The 15,735-nt window shown below is 58.6% G+C and carries 18 protein-coding genes and 1 tRNA gene; 12 read left to right on the plus strand and 7 right to left on the minus strand.

The window, feature by feature from the left end:
* Positions 1–14: 14 nt before the first annotated feature.
* The 4 genes from E1180_RS18065 to E1180_RS18080 are packed head-to-tail and all read right to left on the minus strand — an operon-like array spanning position 15 to position 1,866.
* Positions 15–449 carry a metallopeptidase family protein gene (locus tag E1180_RS18065; RefSeq protein WP_155193318.1) on the minus strand — a complete coding sequence of 145 codons (435 nt, stop codon included), beginning with the start codon at positions 447–449 and terminating at the stop codon, positions 15–17.
* A gap of 42 nt (positions 450–491) precedes the next feature.
* Positions 492–749 (minus strand): hypothetical protein, encoded by a 258-nt coding sequence (locus E1180_RS18070; protein WP_155193320.1) that lies wholly within the window; start codon positions 747–749, stop codon positions 492–494.
* Positions 746–1,270 carry a disulfide bond formation protein B gene (locus E1180_RS18075; protein WP_155193322.1) on the minus strand — a complete coding sequence of 175 codons (525 nt, stop codon included), beginning with the start codon at positions 1,268–1,270 and terminating at the stop codon, positions 746–748. Before E1180_RS18075 ends, E1180_RS18070 begins: the two co-directional genes overlap by 4 nt.
* A 17-nt stretch (positions 1,271–1,287) precedes the next feature.
* Positions 1,288–1,866, minus strand: coding sequence for a YqaA family protein (locus tag E1180_RS18080; RefSeq protein WP_155193323.1), 579 nt, complete (start codon positions 1,864–1,866; stop codon positions 1,288–1,290).
* Here E1180_RS18080 and E1180_RS18085 point away from each other — a divergent pair.
* On the plus strand, positions 1,865–2,065 hold the full coding sequence (locus E1180_RS18085; protein WP_155193325.1) for a hypothetical protein: 201 nt from the start codon (positions 1,865–1,867) through the stop codon (positions 2,063–2,065). The genes E1180_RS18080 and E1180_RS18085 overlap by 2 nt on opposite strands.
* Positions 2,066–2,076: 11 nt before the next feature.
* On the opposite strand, the gene E1180_RS18090 is transcribed toward E1180_RS18085, so the two are convergent.
* A tRNA-Leu gene (locus E1180_RS18090) sits at positions 2,077–2,161 on the minus strand.
* A 297-nt stretch (positions 2,162–2,458) separates the two neighbouring features.
* On the opposite strand from E1180_RS18090, the gene E1180_RS18095 reads away from it, so the two are divergent.
* The gene (locus E1180_RS18095; RefSeq protein ID WP_155193327.1) at positions 2,459–4,024 is read left to right on the plus strand and encodes a CYTH and CHAD domain-containing protein; all 1,566 of its coding nucleotides are present in this window, start codon (positions 2,459–2,461) and stop codon (positions 4,022–4,024) included.
* Between the two features lie 88 nt (positions 4,025–4,112).
* Here E1180_RS18095 and phnF read toward each other — a convergent pair whose 3' ends face one another.
* Positions 4,113–4,850 carry a phosphonate metabolism transcriptional regulator PhnF gene (gene phnF / locus E1180_RS18100; RefSeq protein ID WP_155193329.1) on the minus strand — a complete coding sequence of 246 codons (738 nt, stop codon included), beginning with the start codon at positions 4,848–4,850 and terminating at the stop codon, positions 4,113–4,115.
* 126 nt (positions 4,851–4,976) lie between these two features.
* Here phnF and phnG point away from each other — a divergent pair, with 126 nt between their 5' ends.
* The 10 genes from phnG (at position 4,977) to phnN (ending at position 12,637) form a co-directional block, all read left to right on the plus strand.
* Complete coding sequence (phnG, locus tag E1180_RS18105) at positions 4,977–5,456, plus strand: phosphonate C-P lyase system protein PhnG (protein ID WP_155193331.1); 480 nt, start codon at positions 4,977–4,979, stop codon at positions 5,454–5,456.
* Complete coding sequence (phnH, locus tag E1180_RS18110) at positions 5,456–6,079, plus strand: phosphonate C-P lyase system protein PhnH (protein ID WP_155193333.1); 624 nt, start codon at positions 5,456–5,458, stop codon at positions 6,077–6,079. The genes phnG and phnH overlap by 1 nt, the downstream gene beginning before the upstream one ends.
* Positions 6,080–6,082: 3 nt before the next feature.
* Positions 6,083–7,201 carry a carbon-phosphorus lyase complex subunit gene (locus E1180_RS18115; protein ID WP_155193335.1) on the plus strand — a complete coding sequence of 373 codons (1,119 nt, stop codon included), beginning with the start codon at positions 6,083–6,085 and terminating at the stop codon, positions 7,199–7,201.
* Positions 7,198–7,626 (plus strand): FosX/FosE/FosI family fosfomycin resistance hydrolase, encoded by a 429-nt coding sequence (fosX, locus tag E1180_RS18120; protein WP_155193338.1) that lies wholly within the window; start codon positions 7,198–7,200, stop codon positions 7,624–7,626. Before E1180_RS18115 ends, fosX begins: the two co-directional genes overlap by 4 nt.
* Positions 7,627–7,631: 5 nt before the next feature.
* Positions 7,632–8,561 (plus strand): alpha-D-ribose 1-methylphosphonate 5-phosphate C-P-lyase PhnJ, encoded by a 930-nt coding sequence (locus tag E1180_RS18125; protein WP_155193577.1) that lies wholly within the window; start codon positions 7,632–7,634, stop codon positions 8,559–8,561.
* Positions 8,558–9,346, plus strand: coding sequence for a phosphonate C-P lyase system protein PhnK (gene phnK, locus E1180_RS18130; RefSeq protein WP_155193341.1), 789 nt, complete (start codon positions 8,558–8,560; stop codon positions 9,344–9,346). The genes E1180_RS18125 and phnK overlap by 4 nt, the downstream gene beginning before the upstream one ends.
* A 10-nt stretch (positions 9,347–9,356) precedes the next feature.
* Positions 9,357–10,061, plus strand: a complete 705-nt coding sequence (gene phnL, locus E1180_RS18135; protein WP_155193343.1) for a phosphonate C-P lyase system protein PhnL — start codon at positions 9,357–9,359, stop codon at positions 10,059–10,061.
* A 98-nt stretch (positions 10,062–10,159) separates the two neighbouring features.
* On the plus strand, positions 10,160–10,909 hold the full coding sequence (locus tag E1180_RS18140) for a DUF1045 domain-containing protein (RefSeq protein ID WP_155193345.1): 750 nt from the start codon (positions 10,160–10,162) through the stop codon (positions 10,907–10,909).
* Positions 10,906–12,063, plus strand: coding sequence for an alpha-D-ribose 1-methylphosphonate 5-triphosphate diphosphatase (locus tag E1180_RS18145; RefSeq protein ID WP_155193347.1), 1,158 nt, complete (start codon positions 10,906–10,908; stop codon positions 12,061–12,063). The genes E1180_RS18140 and E1180_RS18145 overlap by 4 nt, the downstream gene beginning before the upstream one ends.
* 43 nt (positions 12,064–12,106) lie before the next feature.
* A complete protein-coding gene (gene phnN / locus E1180_RS18150) occupies positions 12,107–12,637 on the plus strand; it encodes a phosphonate metabolism protein/1,5-bisphosphokinase (PRPP-forming) PhnN (protein WP_280115262.1) in 531 nt (176 codons plus the stop codon).
* A gap of 98 nt (positions 12,638–12,735) precedes the next feature.
* Here phnN and E1180_RS18155 read toward each other — a convergent pair whose 3' ends face one another.
* Entirely contained in the window at positions 12,736–15,633 is a 2,898-nt protein-coding gene (locus E1180_RS18155; protein WP_155193351.1) for an AsmA family protein, read from the minus strand.
* Positions 15,634–15,735 lie beyond the last annotated feature (102 nt).

A 15,735-nucleotide genomic window follows, 5' to 3' on the forward strand; every position in this document is an offset into this window, starting at 1 on the left:
AGGCCGCCGCAGTTTCACCGATCAGCGGCGGCCTCTATACGTTCCATGTCTTGATCGGACAGGCCGAAGTGGTGTCCGATCTCGTGAATCAGAACATGGGCCACAACTTCGCCAAGGGTTTCATCCATGGCAGCCCAGTAATCGAGGATTGGGCGCCGGAACAGCCAGATCCGGTTGGGCATCTGCCCGGTTTGCAAGGTCGCGCCCGCGTAAGTCAGTCCTTCGCCTTCAAAAAGGCCCAGAAGGTCGTGCGGGTCCTCAATCGAGAGCGCGTCCAGCACCTCATCGGGTGCATATTCTGCCAAAGTCACTTGGATGTGGCCGCAGCGGAGCAACAGATCGTCCGGCAAGGTAGCGAGCGTCTCGCTGGCCATTGCTTCGAATTCTTCCAGATCCGGAGCTTTCAGCTCCGACCATTTGCTGCGGCTTATGGGATGAATGGAAGCCATTCTATTCCTATCTAGCGTCTTTTTCGTGCCAAGGCATGCCGGTCACAGGACGTAAGTCACGACGAGATAAATCACCAGCCCGATTGCGAACACCAAACCGGCGCTTCGGCCGATCCGTGTTCCCCAGACCTCGATCTGATCTTCTTCCGGCTTGTCCGCCGCACTCATGTGATTTTTTGCACGATCAGCCATCCGCACGAAAGTCGACCCGGCCACGGTTTCGCTTTCGGCCTGCACGCGGTCAATCGCCTTCAGTGCCTCTTTACGCTTTTCCTCATGAGGATCTTTGGAACCCGTCATGCGCCCTCACTGCCGTTGCGTTTCCCTTGTTTCAACAGCACTGCGGCCAAAAGCGCAAGCCCGGCGAGACCTGCGGAGGCGACAGCATTCCACCCGGCGAATGACAACCCGAACATCCGCCAGCTTGCCTCCGTGCAGCTGACGATCCGCGTGGACTGAAGCGCCTGAAGCATGTTGGCGGCAGAGGCGGGAGCAGCACTGCCACCGCCGCAATCATTCGGGCCGTCCCAGAATTGCCATTCCGCCCCGGCCTGGTAGATGCCAAGGCCTGCTCCATACGCAAAAATGGCGGCGACAGCGAGAAGGACACTCAGTGCCAGCCCGTCCCGCCCGCGCAGCAGCAGCAAAAGGCCAGCAGCAGCCAAAGGGAGGCCGGCATAATAAGGCAGACGTTGTTCCAGGCATAGCTTGCAGGGAACGTAGCCGCCAATGATCTGAAAGCCCCAGGCCGTTCCGATGACGGCCAATCCGCCCAGGATCAAGACGATCACGGAATTTCGCGCAAGACTGTCGACTGTCATGACATCCTCTCCGGCGGTTAGATCAGTTTGACCGCTGCGAAACCGCCAATCAGCAATACCATGCCCAGGGTAAACATGAGGCCAAGGCGCTTCTCGATGAAGTCCTTGATTGGCGGTCCAAAGAAATAGAGAAGCCCGGCAACGATAAAGAAGCGCAGACCGCGCGACACCAAGCTCGCAAGGATGAACACCGGCAAGCTGAGCGCCGCCGCACCGGAAGCAACCGTTATGACCTTGTAGGGAAACGGAGTGACGCCGGCGATGAACACAAACCACCAGCCCCACTCCTGGAAGATGTGCTTGAAATCGTCAACATAGTGCATCTTGCCGTAAAATTGCAGGACGGGTTGTGCGACCTGCTCGAACAAGAACATGCCGATCAGATATCCCGCAACGCCGCCGGCAACAGAGGCCAACGTACACAGCAGTGCATACCACCAGGCTTTTTCCCGCCGCGCGATGACCATCGGGATCAGGAGAATGTCTGGCGGGATCGGGAAAACCGAACTTTCGACAAAAGAAACGGAGCCGAGCGCGGCAGGTGCACGCGGTCCGGCGGCCAGAGACAGTGTCCAATCATAAAGGCGTCTAATCATGGCTGTTCCCTTAGCCGCTGCAGCGCAAAAAGTCACCTTCGGAAATGCGGAAAACCAGCGCATTCCGGCCAGCGTGTTCGTGCTGCATCAAGGCGCGCATCAAAACCACTCGGACCGACAATCTATCGTGCACTTCCAAGCCTGCACACAAAGCAGCATCCGCACAGCCCTGTGCGGCGGCAACTCGGTCACGGCCTAAAATGAAAGAAGTGGTGCCCCCCGCCGGAATCGAACCGGCACTCCCGAAGGAACGGGATTTTGAATCCCGCGCGTCTACCAGTTCCGCCAGAGGGGCAACTGACACCGGAGAGCGTGATTATCACCGCCCCTTGGCCGATGCAAGCCGTTAAGACGGCTGGCAACGCAGAATTTTACCGGAACCGGTCCTGGCGGGTCGGAACCCTGGCATGACCAGCGATGCCCAAGGAGGCGGCCATCGCAGTTTTCCGGCTTCCAAACCGGCCCGAATGCCAAATGATTGCTGCTATTTGCGCGAAAACCCCATGCTCCAAAAAACCTTTGCCGGCCAACTAAGGTGCAAATTGTGCGCTTTTTCTAGACAACGGAAATTGCCTTCGTTAGAGATACTTTCATGAGCAAATCAGGACGAGAAATCGAGTTAAAACTCGAACTGGACCCGGCCGCGCAAGACGCCATGAAACGCGCGGGCGCTATCGATGGCTTCAGCGCGAGCCGTGCTGTTACCAAGACACTGCAATCGATCTACTTCGATACGCCTGGACAAGATCTGAGACAGTCGAAGATTTCCTTGCGCGTTCGAAAATCCGGGCGCAGTTGGGTGCAGACCGCCAAAATCGGGACAGGCGTTCTAGGCGGTCTTTCCTCCCCGATCGAGGCGGAACATCCGGTCAAAGGCCGAGCGCTGGATTTTGGGGTGATTGAAGATCAATCTGTCACCGAAATCTTGAGCGAAACCATTGGCAGCGCGCCCCTCTCGGAGTGCTTCGAGACGGTGATGAAACGGACCACGCGGATCCTGACGCGGGAAAGCGACGGCGCGGAGATTGAACTGGCGTTTGATACCGGCAACATCCTCGCGGGCGATGCCACCCATCCCCTGGTGGAACTGGAAATGGAGCTGAAGTCAGGCCCCAGCCAGGCGCTGTTCGATGCCGCGAAGGGCTTGCTCAACGACGTTCCTTTCCGGTTTTCGCCTTTCAGCAAGGCCGAACGCGGCTACCGCGCTTCAGAAGGCCGGAGCGAGGCAGCCCACAAGCCGTTATTCGCAGAGCCCGTTGTTTTCAGCCAAGGCACATCGGTCGAGCATGCTCTTCGGGACGTGCTCCGCTCCTGCCTGACGCAAATCAGCGAAAACAGGCTCGCGGTTCTAGCCTCAGACGATCCAGAGGGGCCCCATCAGCTGCGGGTCGGACTACGCCGGTTGCGCAGTGCCTTCCGCATATTCAAGCCGGTCCTTAATCCCGCGACCATGGCGCCCCTGGACGCGATTGCACGGCAAATTGCAGCGGAAGCCGGTGCGCTTCGCGATCTGGATGTTCTGGTTGACGAAATTGTCGTCCCAGTCATCGGCAAGGCGCCGGACAGCATCACATTTGACGCGCTGCTTGACGACCTGAACACCCGCCGCGACCAAGACACACGGTCCACCTTGGTGGCCCATCTTCAGTCAGCCGAAGTCAATGCGTTCTTGCTTGATCTGGCCGCTTATACGGAAGGCCGGGGATGGCTCGATCCGGAAGACTTCGACCAAAGCACGCATCTTGCCCAGCCGATTGAAGCCTTTGCGAGCCTTGCCCTTGCAAAACATTGGAAAAAGGTCCTGAAGTTCGGCAAGCGGCTGGATGAGCTAACTGTCCCGGAACGGCACGACATGCGCAAGGCCATGAAAAAGCTGCGCTACGGGATCGAGTTCTTCGCCTGCCTCTACCCGAAAGACACCGTGAAACCCCTGCTCAAGCGGATGAAGAAACTGCAGGACATCTTCGGCTATCTGAATGACGTGGCGATGGCTGAAACCCTGCCTGAAAAGTGCAAGGTCACCGGCAAGAACGCACTCCCTGCCTCTCAGGCCATCGGTTTTGTGATCGGATGGCATGAAGCCCAATGCCAAGCGATGTGGCAACATGCCAAAGGCTATTGGGACTCGACGAGAGAAACACCCAAATTCTGGGTTTAGGGGGACCAATGCCCCCCGGAAGGCCGGGGCAGTTGTGAGACTGTTCCGGCGCCAAAGGTGCCTTTCCCGGGCACTGCCGGAAGCTGATCTAGTCTCCTCCGACGACGAGCTGAAGCCGGTCGGCTGGGGCGCGGGCGCGCGTATATTGAAGCGGCCGGCCGTCCATATCCAGATTAACGCTCTCGATGACCAGGACAGGTTGCCCAAGGGCGAGGCCCAGCTGCTGCGCGTCCTTAGCCTCTACCAATTCCGCCGTGATCCGGCTTTCCTTTCGCACATAGTCTGTTATGCCCGCCCGGACCAACGCATCGGTGACCGAACCACTGTCGGCATAGTCCGTCACCAGGTTGGGCACGCGGGCATGTTCAAACCAGCTGCTGCCCACCATGATCGGCAAACTATCAGCAACCCGCAATGTTTCGATCCGTACCAGGACAGTTCCGATTGGGACTTCCAGGTGATGAGATAACATCGCGTCGGCTTCTTCCAGACTGGAACCGATGAGTCGCCCGCTTGGAGCGCGGTTCTGGCCGGATACAATTTCGGAGAACCGGGTGCGCGGCCCGATCGGATAGGTGAGCGGCGCTGCTGCGACGAATGTTCCCCGCCCCTGATCCGCCCGCAAAATCCCTTCTGAGGTCAAGGCCGCAATTGCCCTGCGCACCGTATGCCGGTTCACGCCAAACCGGGTGGCAAGGTCTGACTCCGGCGGCAGGCGGCTGCCTTTTTCAAGCGCCCCGCTAATAATTTCGGCCTTCAGTGTTTCCAGGATCTGCCGCCAAACCGCGATCCCCGCGCTGCGGTCAAGAGAAGAAGATTTCGTCATGCGACCGTCATCAAATTTCGGTACGACAGAGTCAATCAGTTTATTTGTATAGACAAATATACAAATATTCACTAGACAATCGATCCAGACGCTTTCCCGGCCTCCGCCCAACGCAAAAGGCGCGCTATGATTCAAAGCAAACACCCGTCCGACCAAACACCAGACGATATAACGGCTTCACGGCAGGCGTTGATGGCAACTTTGGCTGCCGCCTCCCCCGAAGCAGTTGCAGAAAAGTTTGAAACCCTGTCACCGCCTGAATTTGACATGGTGCGCCAACCGGAAACCGGCCTTGTGATGGTCAGGGGCCGCATGGGCGGTACCGGCAGTCCCTTCAATCTCGGCGAAGTCACCGTGACGCGCTGTGTCGTCCGGCTGGAAACAGGTGAAACCGGCAGTGCCTACAGTCTCGGGCGCAACAAGAAGAAAGCGGTTCAATCCGCTGTGATCGATGCGCTTTGGCAACGTCCCGCAGACCGCGAGCGGATTGAAACCGAGATCATCTCCACGCTGGCTGCCAGCAAGGCATCGGATACGGAAACGGTGCGGCAGGAAACCGAGGCCACCAAGGTCAATTTCTTCACAATGGTGCGGGGTGACGATTGATGGCGCTTCAAACGAAACCAGCCACCGCGCTCGCCGCGGGTTTCCAAGACCCGGTGCACGATGCGCAAGCAAACTTCCGGAGCATTATGGACGCGATGGCACGTCCAGGCACCACCCGGAAACTGACATGTGCCGATCTTAGTCCCCCGGAACCCCTGACAGCCTCGGGCGCAGCCATTGCCTTGACCTTGTTTGACTATGACACCCCCATTTGGCTGGACCGTCCGTTGATGAGCAATGAAGCCGTGAAAAGCTTCCTGCGGTTCCACACCGGTGCCCCAATCGTAACGGAACCAGTCGATGCCGCCTTTGCACTTGTGGCCGAACCGGAAAAAATGCCGTCTCTGGCGGCCTTCAATCAGGGCTCGGCTGAATATCCCGACCGCTCAACGACGATTATTCTAATGGTTCAGCTGCTTGGGCAGGGGCCCTCAGTGGAGCTCACCGGACCTGGAATAAAGGTAAAGCAGGCAATTGCCTGTGCTCCCCTCCCGCCGGTGTTCTGGACCCAGATTCAATCCAACAACGCGCAATTTCCCCGGGGTGTTGATCTCATATTTGCCGGAGCCGCTGAGGTCGCTGCCCTGCCGCGCTCCTCCCGTATCAACCAGCTGGAAGGGTAAGCCATGTATGTAGCTGTAAAGGGCGGCGAGAAGGCCATCCGTAATGCACACAAGCTGACGGCAAAACGCCGCCGTGGCGACACATCCGTACCGGCACTCACTCTTGAGCAAATTGCCGGACAGCTGGCGCATTCGATTGCAAGGGTCATGGGAGAAGGCTCGCTTTATGACGAAACACTGGCTGCGCTCGCCATCAAACAGGCCCGTGGTGATCTGATCGAAGCCGCATTCTTGATGCGTGCCTACCGGACCACATTGCCGCGCTTCGGGTACAGCCAGCCGGTGGACACAGCCAAGATGCTAGTCGAGCGGCGCATCTCCGCGACTTACAAAGATTTGCCCGGCGGCCAGGTGTTAGGGCCGACCTTCGACTACAGCCACCGGCTGCTCGACTTCACACTTGCCGCCGAAGAAGAGGGGGATCCCGAATTCGCGGTCGAAACCGCGCCGGCGGAAGAGACCTCGATGCCGCGCGTAACCGATCTTTTGGGCGACGAGGGCCTGATGGAAGCGGATCCGGCCGGCGACGAGGATGCCCAGGTCGGAGACCTCACCCGCGATCCTTTGTCCTTCCCCGCAGACCGGGATATCCGCCTGCAAAACCTGGCCCGTGGTGACGAAGGCTTTTTGCTGGCGCTCGCATATTCAACGCAGCGCGGCTATGGCCGCACGCATCCGTTTGCCGGTGAAATCCGCTATGGCGAAGTGGACATAGAGTTCTTCGCCGAAGAATTGGGGTTCGCTGTCACGCTCGGATCCATCAAGGTCACCGAATGCCAGATGGTCAATCAATTCAAGGGATCGGCGAAAACCGCGCCGACCTTTACGCGCGGATATGGCCTCGTGTTCGGACAGGTCGAACGCAAGGCCATGTCGATGGCCATGGTCGACCGGTCCTTGCGCTGGGAAGAATTGGGCGAAGAACAGGCAGCCCCCGCTCAAGATACTGAATTCGTCCTGTCCCATTCCGACAACATCCAGGCAACCGGCTTTGTCGAACACCTGAAGCTGCCGCATTACGTGGATTTTCAGGCCGAACTCGGTCTGGTCCGCCAGATGCGTGCCGAATGGTTCGAAAAACGCGAGCGGGCCGAGGAAGCCAGTCAAGAGGCCGCCGAATGAGCGCCGCAATCAGCCATATCACCTTTGTCGTCAAAGATCTCGACCGGATGGCGGACATCGTCACCGGTGTTCTCTGCGGCCGGGAGGTTTATTCAAGTGGCGAAGACACATTTTCCAGTTCCCGGGAAAAATTCTTTCTGGTCGGAGACGCCTGGCTCGCGGCAATGGAGGGCGAACCGTTGCCGCGGCGCAGCTATAACCACGTTGCCTTCAAGATTGAAGAGGCGGAGTTCGAAACCCGTTTGGACGCCATCAAACGCCTTGGTCTGGAATTGAAGCCGCCGCGCCCGCGCGTCGAGGGCGAAGGCCGGTCGATCTACTTCTATGACGACGACAATCATCTTTTTGAACTGCATACCGGCACGCTTGAAATGCGGCTGGAAAGCTATGCCAGGATCCTTGAAGAACGGAGGGCCGCAACATGACCGTTATGGATCAGGCCTTGGAAACCGGTACACATGATGGTGCCTATAACTTTGCCTATCTCGACGAACAGACCAAGCGCATGATCCGGCGCGCTATTCTCAAGGGAATCGCCATTCCGGGCTACCAGGTTCCATTCGCCTCTCGCGAGATGCCGATGCCCTATGGCTGGGGAACCGGCGGCGTGCAGGTGACCGCATCGATCCTCGGGCAAGACGATTGCCTGAAAATGATCGACCAGGGGTCGGACGACACGACAAATGCGGTTTCCTTGCGCGGTTTCTTTGAAAAGACAGCAGGCGTAAAGACAACCACCGAAACGGGCGAGGCAACTATCATCCAGACCCGGCACCGCATCCCGGAGCAGGACTTGCGCGAAGACCAAATACTCGTTTTCCAGGTGCCGATCCCTGAACCTTTGCGGTTTCTGGAGCCCCGCGAGACGGAAACACGCAAGATGCATGCGCTGGAGGACTATGGCCTCATGCATGTGAAGCTCTATGAAGACATTGCCAAGAACGGCCATATCGCAACCACCTACGCCTATCCGGTGAAGGTCAATGGCCGGTACGTTATGGATCCCTCCCCGACGCCCAAATTCGACAACCCCAAAATTGATCAGATGGCCGCATTGCAGCTCTACGGCGCGGGGCGGGAAAAGCGGATCTACGCCATTCCGCCCTACACGGAGGTCAAAAGCCTGGATTTCGAGGATTACCCCTTCGAAGTGCAGACCTTTGACAAGCCCTGCGGGCTGTGCGGTGCAGAGAATGTGTATCTCGACGAGGTCATTCTCGATGACAAGGGCGGGCGGATGTTTGTCTGCTCGGACAGCGATTACTGCGAAGACCGGCGGGCCAAAGGGCATGTCGGCCCCATGGCCGCAGATCCTGCGGCAAGCCAAATTGGCGGCAGCCCGAAAGGAGCAGGCGAATGAGTGTGTATCAATCCGAAGACCCGCTCCTGCAGGTGCACAATGTGACCCGCTACTATGGCGACCGCATCGGGTGTTCCGACGTCTCTTTCGATCTCTGGCCGGGCGAAGTTCTTGCGATTGTTGGAGAAAGCGGGTCGGGCAAAACGACCCTGCTCAATTGCCTGTCGACACGTTTGGCGCCGACAGCGGGGGCAATTGAATACCGCATGCGGGACGGCGCCATGCGCAATCTTTATCAATTGTCGGAAGCCGAGCGCCGTCTACTCATGCGGACGGATTGGGGCTTCGTGCATCAGAACGCGGCTGACGGCTTGCGCATGAATGTTTCCGCCGGCGCCAATGTCGGGGAAAGATTGATGGCGGTTGGCGACCGGCATTATGGCAAGATCCGGGAGAAGGCAGATGATTGGCTCGGCCGGGTGGAAATAGCCAGTGACCGGATCGATGACGATCCACGTTCGTTCTCCGGCGGCATGCGCCAGCGTCTTCAGATCGCCCGAAATCTGGTCACCCACCCGCGCCTCGTGTTCATGGATGAGCCGACCGGCGGGCTTGACGTATCTGTGCAGGCCCGGCTGCTCGATCTGCTGCGCCGCCTGGTGGCGGATCTCGGACTGTCGGTCATCATCGTGACACATGACCTGGCCGTTGCACGGCTTTTGTCGCACCGGATTATGGTCATGCGCCATGGCAACGTTATCGAGGCCGGGCTGACTGATCAGGTTCTTGACGATCCACGCGAGCCGTACACCCAGCTGCTCGTTTCATCCATTTTGCAGGTTTGAGGACACGCCCATGCCCGTCCGTCTTTATCTGAATAATGTCGGCAAGTCGTTCACCATGCATTTGCAAGGGGGAATGGTTATTCCGGTCGTAAGCAATGTCGAATTCTCCGTTGCCTCCGGCGAATGTGTGGTGCTTGGCGGCCCTTCCGGCGCCGGCAAAAGCTCAATTTTGAAGATGATCTATGGCAACTACCGCTGCGATGAAGGCCAGATCCTGGTGACCGCCGGTGATGAGATCATTAATGTCGCAACCGCAGAACCCCGGCAAATGCTGAGCCTGCGGGATCGCACAATCGGCTATGTCAGCCAGTTTTTGCGGACCATCCCAAGGGTCAGCGCGGAAGACGTTGTCGCCGAACCGCTGATTGCGCAGGGAACCAGCGAAACGGAGGGGCTGGAAACAGCCCGGTCTCTTTTGGCACGGCTGAATGTGCCGGAGCGGCTCTGGAAGCTTCCACCGGCCACCTTCTCCGGCGGTGAACAGCAGCGGGTCAACATAGCCCGGGGTTTCATTGCGCACTATCCGGTGCTTTTGCTGGATGAGCCGACAGCGTCTCTTGATGCTGCCAACAGAGCCGTTGTCATCCGGCTGGTCGAGGAAAAGAAGGCACAGGGCGTTGCCATGGTGGGCATTCTTCATGACCAGGATGTGCGCGACGAAATTGCCAACCGCATTATCGACGTCACATCCTTTGCAGCAGATGCAGCGGCCTGACGTCAAATGTCTTGCCGGTGGGCGGAAACTGTCACAGAACAGTCACCGCTCACCTTTATGGCCATCTCTCCGGCCTTTCCCGAATTCGCGAAGACCTCATGCGCTACGCTCTCTATTTTGCCGCTGACAGCAATGACAAGCTCATGGAGCTTGGCAACGCCTGGCTTGGCCGGGATCCATTCACCGGGCAAGAGATCCCGCAGCCATTCATTCCGGACATCAGCCAGGAACGGCTTCACGCCCTGACCGAAAGCCCGCGCCGCTACGGTTTCCATGGCACTCTGAAAGCCCCATTTTCCCTCGCTGAAACTGCTTCAGAAGCCGATCTGGTGGCTGCATGCGCCGGGTTTTCAAGCACAATTTCACCCTTTGAAACAAACGGACTTGGTGTAAACCGGCTCGGCCGGTTTCTCGCGCTGACCCCAGAGGGAGATGAACCGCTGCTCAATGCGTTTGCCGCGCTTTGCGTCCGCCATTTCGAACCGTTCCGTGGACCGTTGAGCGCCGAAGATCTTGAGCGCCGCCGCCGCGCCAATCTGACCGAAAAACAAGACGCCTATGTCACACAGTGGGGGTACCCCTACATATTCGATGAGTTCCGCTTTCACATGACCTTGTCCGAAAAGCTGGACAATGACGCCGAGGCCGAGCGCCTTGCGGTAGCGGCCGCAAACCACTTTGAAAGCGTAACCGGCCAACCCCGGCTTTGCCGCCAATTCGCTCTTTATGCAGAAGCCGAACGCGGCTCCCCCTTTGAAATCCACACGGTGTTTGACTTGACCGGGACAACGTCTCCGGCAGATGCGCAAACCCCAGGCCCAGCCCCAACGCGCAAGGAGACCGTATGAGTTCGCATCCGAAAACCTTCAAGAATGCCCGCCTGGTTCTGGCGGATGAAGTGATTGATGGAACGCTGACACTTGCCGACGACGGCACGATAACCGGTATCGGCAGCCCAACGGCGGCGGACGGACATGATTGCGATGGCGATTTTCTGTTGCCCGGCCTGATTGAGCTTCATACCGATCATCTGGAAACCCACTATGCCCCGCGCCCAAGGGTTCGCTGGAACCCGGTTGCAGCCGTCCAGGCCCATGATGCGCAGATTGCCTGTGCGGGCATAACCACTGTCTTCGACGCCTTGCGGGTTGGGATGGATGAGGACGATGATCAAAATGACACCCTCAAGGTCACCGACATGCGGGCGCTGGCGGACGCGATAGAAACCGGGCAAAGGGAAAACCGGCTGCGGGCTGATCACTTTATTCACCTGCGCTGCGAAGTCTCCGCACCGGATGTCTTGAAGGCCTACGCATATTTTGAAGGGGATGACAGGGTTAAACTGGTGTCGCTGATGGACCACACGCCCGGTCAGCGCCAGTTCGTGTCACTTGATTCCTACATCAGTTACTACAAGGGGAAGCGCGGCTTCAGCGATCAGCAGATGGCCGATTTCATCGAACACCGGAGAGCCAGAGCCGACAAGAATGCGCCGGGCAACCGCAAATCGATTGCTGCTCATGCCAGTGCCAACATGATTGCTGTTGCAAGCCATGATGACGCGACCACCGCCCATGTCGACGAGGCGATTTCGCTGAACACCAAGATTGCAGAGTTCCCAACCACGGTCGAAGCGGCCAAGGCGTCGCATGAGGCTGGCATGGCGGTCTTGATGGGCGCACCGAATGTTGTCCGGGGCGGGTCCCATTCCGGCAACGTGTCTGCGCGGGAACTGGCCCAGGCGGGATACTTGGACGTCTTGTCTTCCGACTACATTCCCGCGTCCCTTTTGCAGGCAGCGTTTCAGATCCCGGAAGAGGTCGAGACGATCTCTTTGCCGCAGGCAGTTGCAACTGTCACCTCGACACCGGCAAAAGCAATCGGGCTTACGGATCGCGGCGTGCTGGCGCCTGGAAAGCGTGCTGACCTTGTTCAGGTCAAATTGGTTGGCAACGTGCCCATTGTCCGGGGTGTTTGGCGGGAAGGCCGCCGGGTTGCCTGATATGGTCACAAAGGCACCCGCCCAGAAAATCGGGCCCGGCCGCATGGTTCTTGTGGTCGGTCCCAGCGGGGCGGGTAAGGATACCTTAATGTCCGGCCTTAAAAGCCGGCTGGCAGGCCGCGTGGACATTCATTTTGCCCGCAGACTGATCACACGCGAAGCCGATACTGATGCTGAAGACCATGACAGCCTGACACCGGCCGAATTCGACCAACTGGCGGCAACGGAAAACACGGCATTGCACTGGCAGGCCCATGGTCATGGCTATGTGATCCCAAAAAGCTACGACCGGCTTATTGAAGCGGGGGCCACGGTGATCGCCAATGGGTCTCGCAGGATTTTGAACCATGCCTCCAACAAGTATCAGAACGCTCATGTGGTGCTTGTGACCGCCCCGATACCGGTTCTTGCGGAACGATTGGCGGCCCGCAGCCGGGAGACGGCAGAAGAAATCGAGCGGCGTTTGAGCCGCGCGAACCTTGAACCAGACCCCATTGCCAATCTCATCCGGATTGAGAATACCGGCACCGTCGCCAGCGGGGTCGGGGCCATGATAAAAGGGCTGAGGCTTTAGATCAGCGGGCGATTACTCGGCCCCGATTTCCGGCCCAGAGCTGATCGGTGATGCACTGGTCGAGAATCTTTGAGCGTTTCAAACAAACACCCGATGCTCTAGTTGTCGTTCTTTTTCTGACCGCCAAAAACATTGCCGAGCAGACCCTGGGGCAGGCCAAAACCTTCCTCGACCGCCTTCAGAATCTCTTCATCGTCGACATCGCCCTCGATAACCTTCTGGACATCAATCTGCGTCCGGCCTCCGGTAGCCTGCTGAATGACTTCATTCGCAGTATCGACGAGTTGTTCGGATGCAGGCTTGTCGCCTTTCAGGACTGATAGCAACTCTCCGCCCACCTGCTGCAGCTGCTTGTAAGCCGCCTCCGGATTTTCCAGGATGCCCGCAATGTCGGGGTAGATCCTAGGATTGTCCCAGGAGCCGTCGATCACAATCGGCACACCGAGCCCGGCCAGTTTCTTGTCTTCACCCTTGCGCCGGGGTGTGGGGGCCTGGCCTTCCAGGGTCGGAACAATCCTGGGCTCCACGCGCCACGCAAGAGTGCGCTTTGGCAGATCCGTTGTGCCCTTGCCAGACATACGGACAAGCGGCCCAATGAGTGACAGGTCATCGGTTCGCGCAATCCCGCTTTCGATCTGGAACGTCGCGCCAAGGGAGGAAAAATCCGTCTTGGCCGATGGATTTTCTTGCCAGCCGAGCAGGGTTTCGACGGACAGCCCACGGACCATCTTTGGCACGTTGATCCCGCGTATCGCCCCATCGGCAAATTGATAGTTCGCCGTTCCAGACAGGGATTGCACAAGTGCCATTTCGCTTCCGCCGGAGGCCGAAACATCAAGCATTACTGCTGCCTTGCCCTCAATCCACTCAAAATCGGCCGCGTCCCGCAACAGCGGATAGGCATCAAGGCCCGACAAGGAAAATTTGGCCGTTACCTTTGGTGCCGCGCCGGTGCCGTTGAGCGTGACAGCCCCTGTGCCGGCGCCGCCATAGAGCGCAAGGCGGTCCAGGCTTGCATTGAGAACCCCGTTCTGGATCGTAAGCGCAAGCGCGCTTTCACCGACCTTGATCTTGTCCCAACGGAGCTCCTGTGTGGTGAGGCTGAAGTCGGCGTCGATGGCGGACAGTCCGGAAAAATCAATCGGCGCGGTGCTCCAGCCACTTAAGGCCGCCGTTTGGGTGGCCGTATTTGCCTGCCCGGCCGAACCCGCTGCGCCGGGCTGCGCTTTCCCGGCAGCTGACTGACTGCCGAGATACGGATCAAGCACAAGCTCCCGCAGGGCAAGCCGGGCGGTCACTTTCGGTTTGGCGCCCAGCTGGATTCGGCCATTGGCTTCACCGGATGTTTCATCGAGCGTAAACCGGGTTTCCTCAAAGGATATGGTTTCCCCCTGGACACCGAATATGCCAGAGGCCTTGAATGTCTTAAGGCCGTTTCCGGCACCAACCGGTTGGCCCATCCAGGCCATTAAACCTGGTAAATCCGCCGTCTCAACCCGGACAGCCCCGTCCACAGCTCCGGTGACGGTTGCCTGGCCATCAAATCCAGCACTAACACGGCTGCTTTTGATGGTCATGGAAACCGGCGCAGCCGATCCGGCCAGCAGTTTCCCGGTGTCTGCGCGGCCTGTCAGACTGAAGCCTTCGCCGCGCCAGGAAAGAGTGCCCGTTGCCGCGATGGGCGCTTCCAATCCCTGCAACTCGACATCCATCGCAAGGTTGGTGATGCGGTCGGCTTCCGGATCACCGCCAACCGCCGAACTCAGCCCAAGCCCACCGACTTCTCCGCCGGCGATGGATACCGATCCGTTCAGATCGAGACCGGCCATCAGCTCGGCTGCCGTCATCCCGACCGTTTCAAAGGCAAGATCGGCGCTCAAGGTCCCGCTCGCAGGCAAATCCTGTCCGGAAAGTGCCATAAGGTCTGCAACGGACCCTTCTTTCAACACAAGACGGCCGGACACTTCCGGAACAAGACCGGAGAGATCTGCATCGGCCGCCCCGCCAAGAGACAAGGCTCCCAATGTGAGGTGAAGATCAGCGACCGATAGAGCGGCGGCGCTTCCTGCAAGCTGGGCTTCAAGGGAATACGCGCCCGTGTCAGCCTGCAAATCCTGGCCTGCCAATGCAGCCAGCCCCGCTAGAGACGGACCACCAGCCGTCAGTTTGAGATTCACACGGGCAGGCGACAAACCGCCATCTCCAAAGATGGCAAGGGTGTTTTCGCCGCTGGCGGCCGTCATGTCAAAAGGAACTTGATCGCCGGAAGCAAGCCCAATCGGATTGGTGAGCGACCCGGCAACGGTCAAAGGGGTGTCCTGGAACGTAAAACTTGAATCCAGTTCGGCGCGGCCCTCCAAATCCGGGGCCAAGAGCGTGAGATCCAGGTCCCGAATAACGTACGTCTCGCCGCTTTCAGGGTCCTTGTAGGTCAGTGTGCCATCGGTGATCGCAACGCGATCAACGCCGATCCGTTTTAAATAGCCTTGGCCTCCACCGGTCGGCGCATTTTTAAGCCCGTTTTGCTCCGGGGATGTGACTTCAGTTCCGGCATACGCCGTTTCAGCCGGCGCAGCCGCACCTTCGCCAGAGCCCGGTCCTGGCAGATCGCGGCGTGGCTCCCAGCTCGTGACACCATTCGGCCCGGTCTCCAAAAGGATCTGCGGACCGGCCAGTCCAATCCCGTTGACCTGGACATCCCCCGATAGAAGTCCGCCCCAAGCAAGGGCGAAGTCCATCCGGTCAGCCTTGGCGAATTCGATACCGTCCGCCCCAGCTTCGCCGGACAGACCGATGTTTTCGGCAGTCAGGGAGAAATTTGGAAACAAGGACAGGGAAACCGGACCATCCAGCCGGACACGCCAGCCGAAGCGCTTGTCGACTTCCGCAATGACCTGGCGCTTGATCTCCTCTTTCGGCAGCAAGAAGGGAACGACCATGATGATCGTCACCAGCACGAAAAAGAAACCACCCAGTCCGATCAAAAGCCGGCGCATCACGCGTATCCCCTTACCACGAATCGGTAGCAACTTACCCAATTACGACAGTAGCGTGGCGGGCGAATTTGACAAAAGCACGGTTGGTTCAGAAGAAAACCG

The sequence above is a fragment of the Roseibium denhamense genome (genome assembly GCF_009711415.1).
GTDB classification, from domain to species: domain Bacteria; phylum Pseudomonadota; class Alphaproteobacteria; order Rhizobiales; family Stappiaceae; genus Roseibium; species Roseibium denhamense.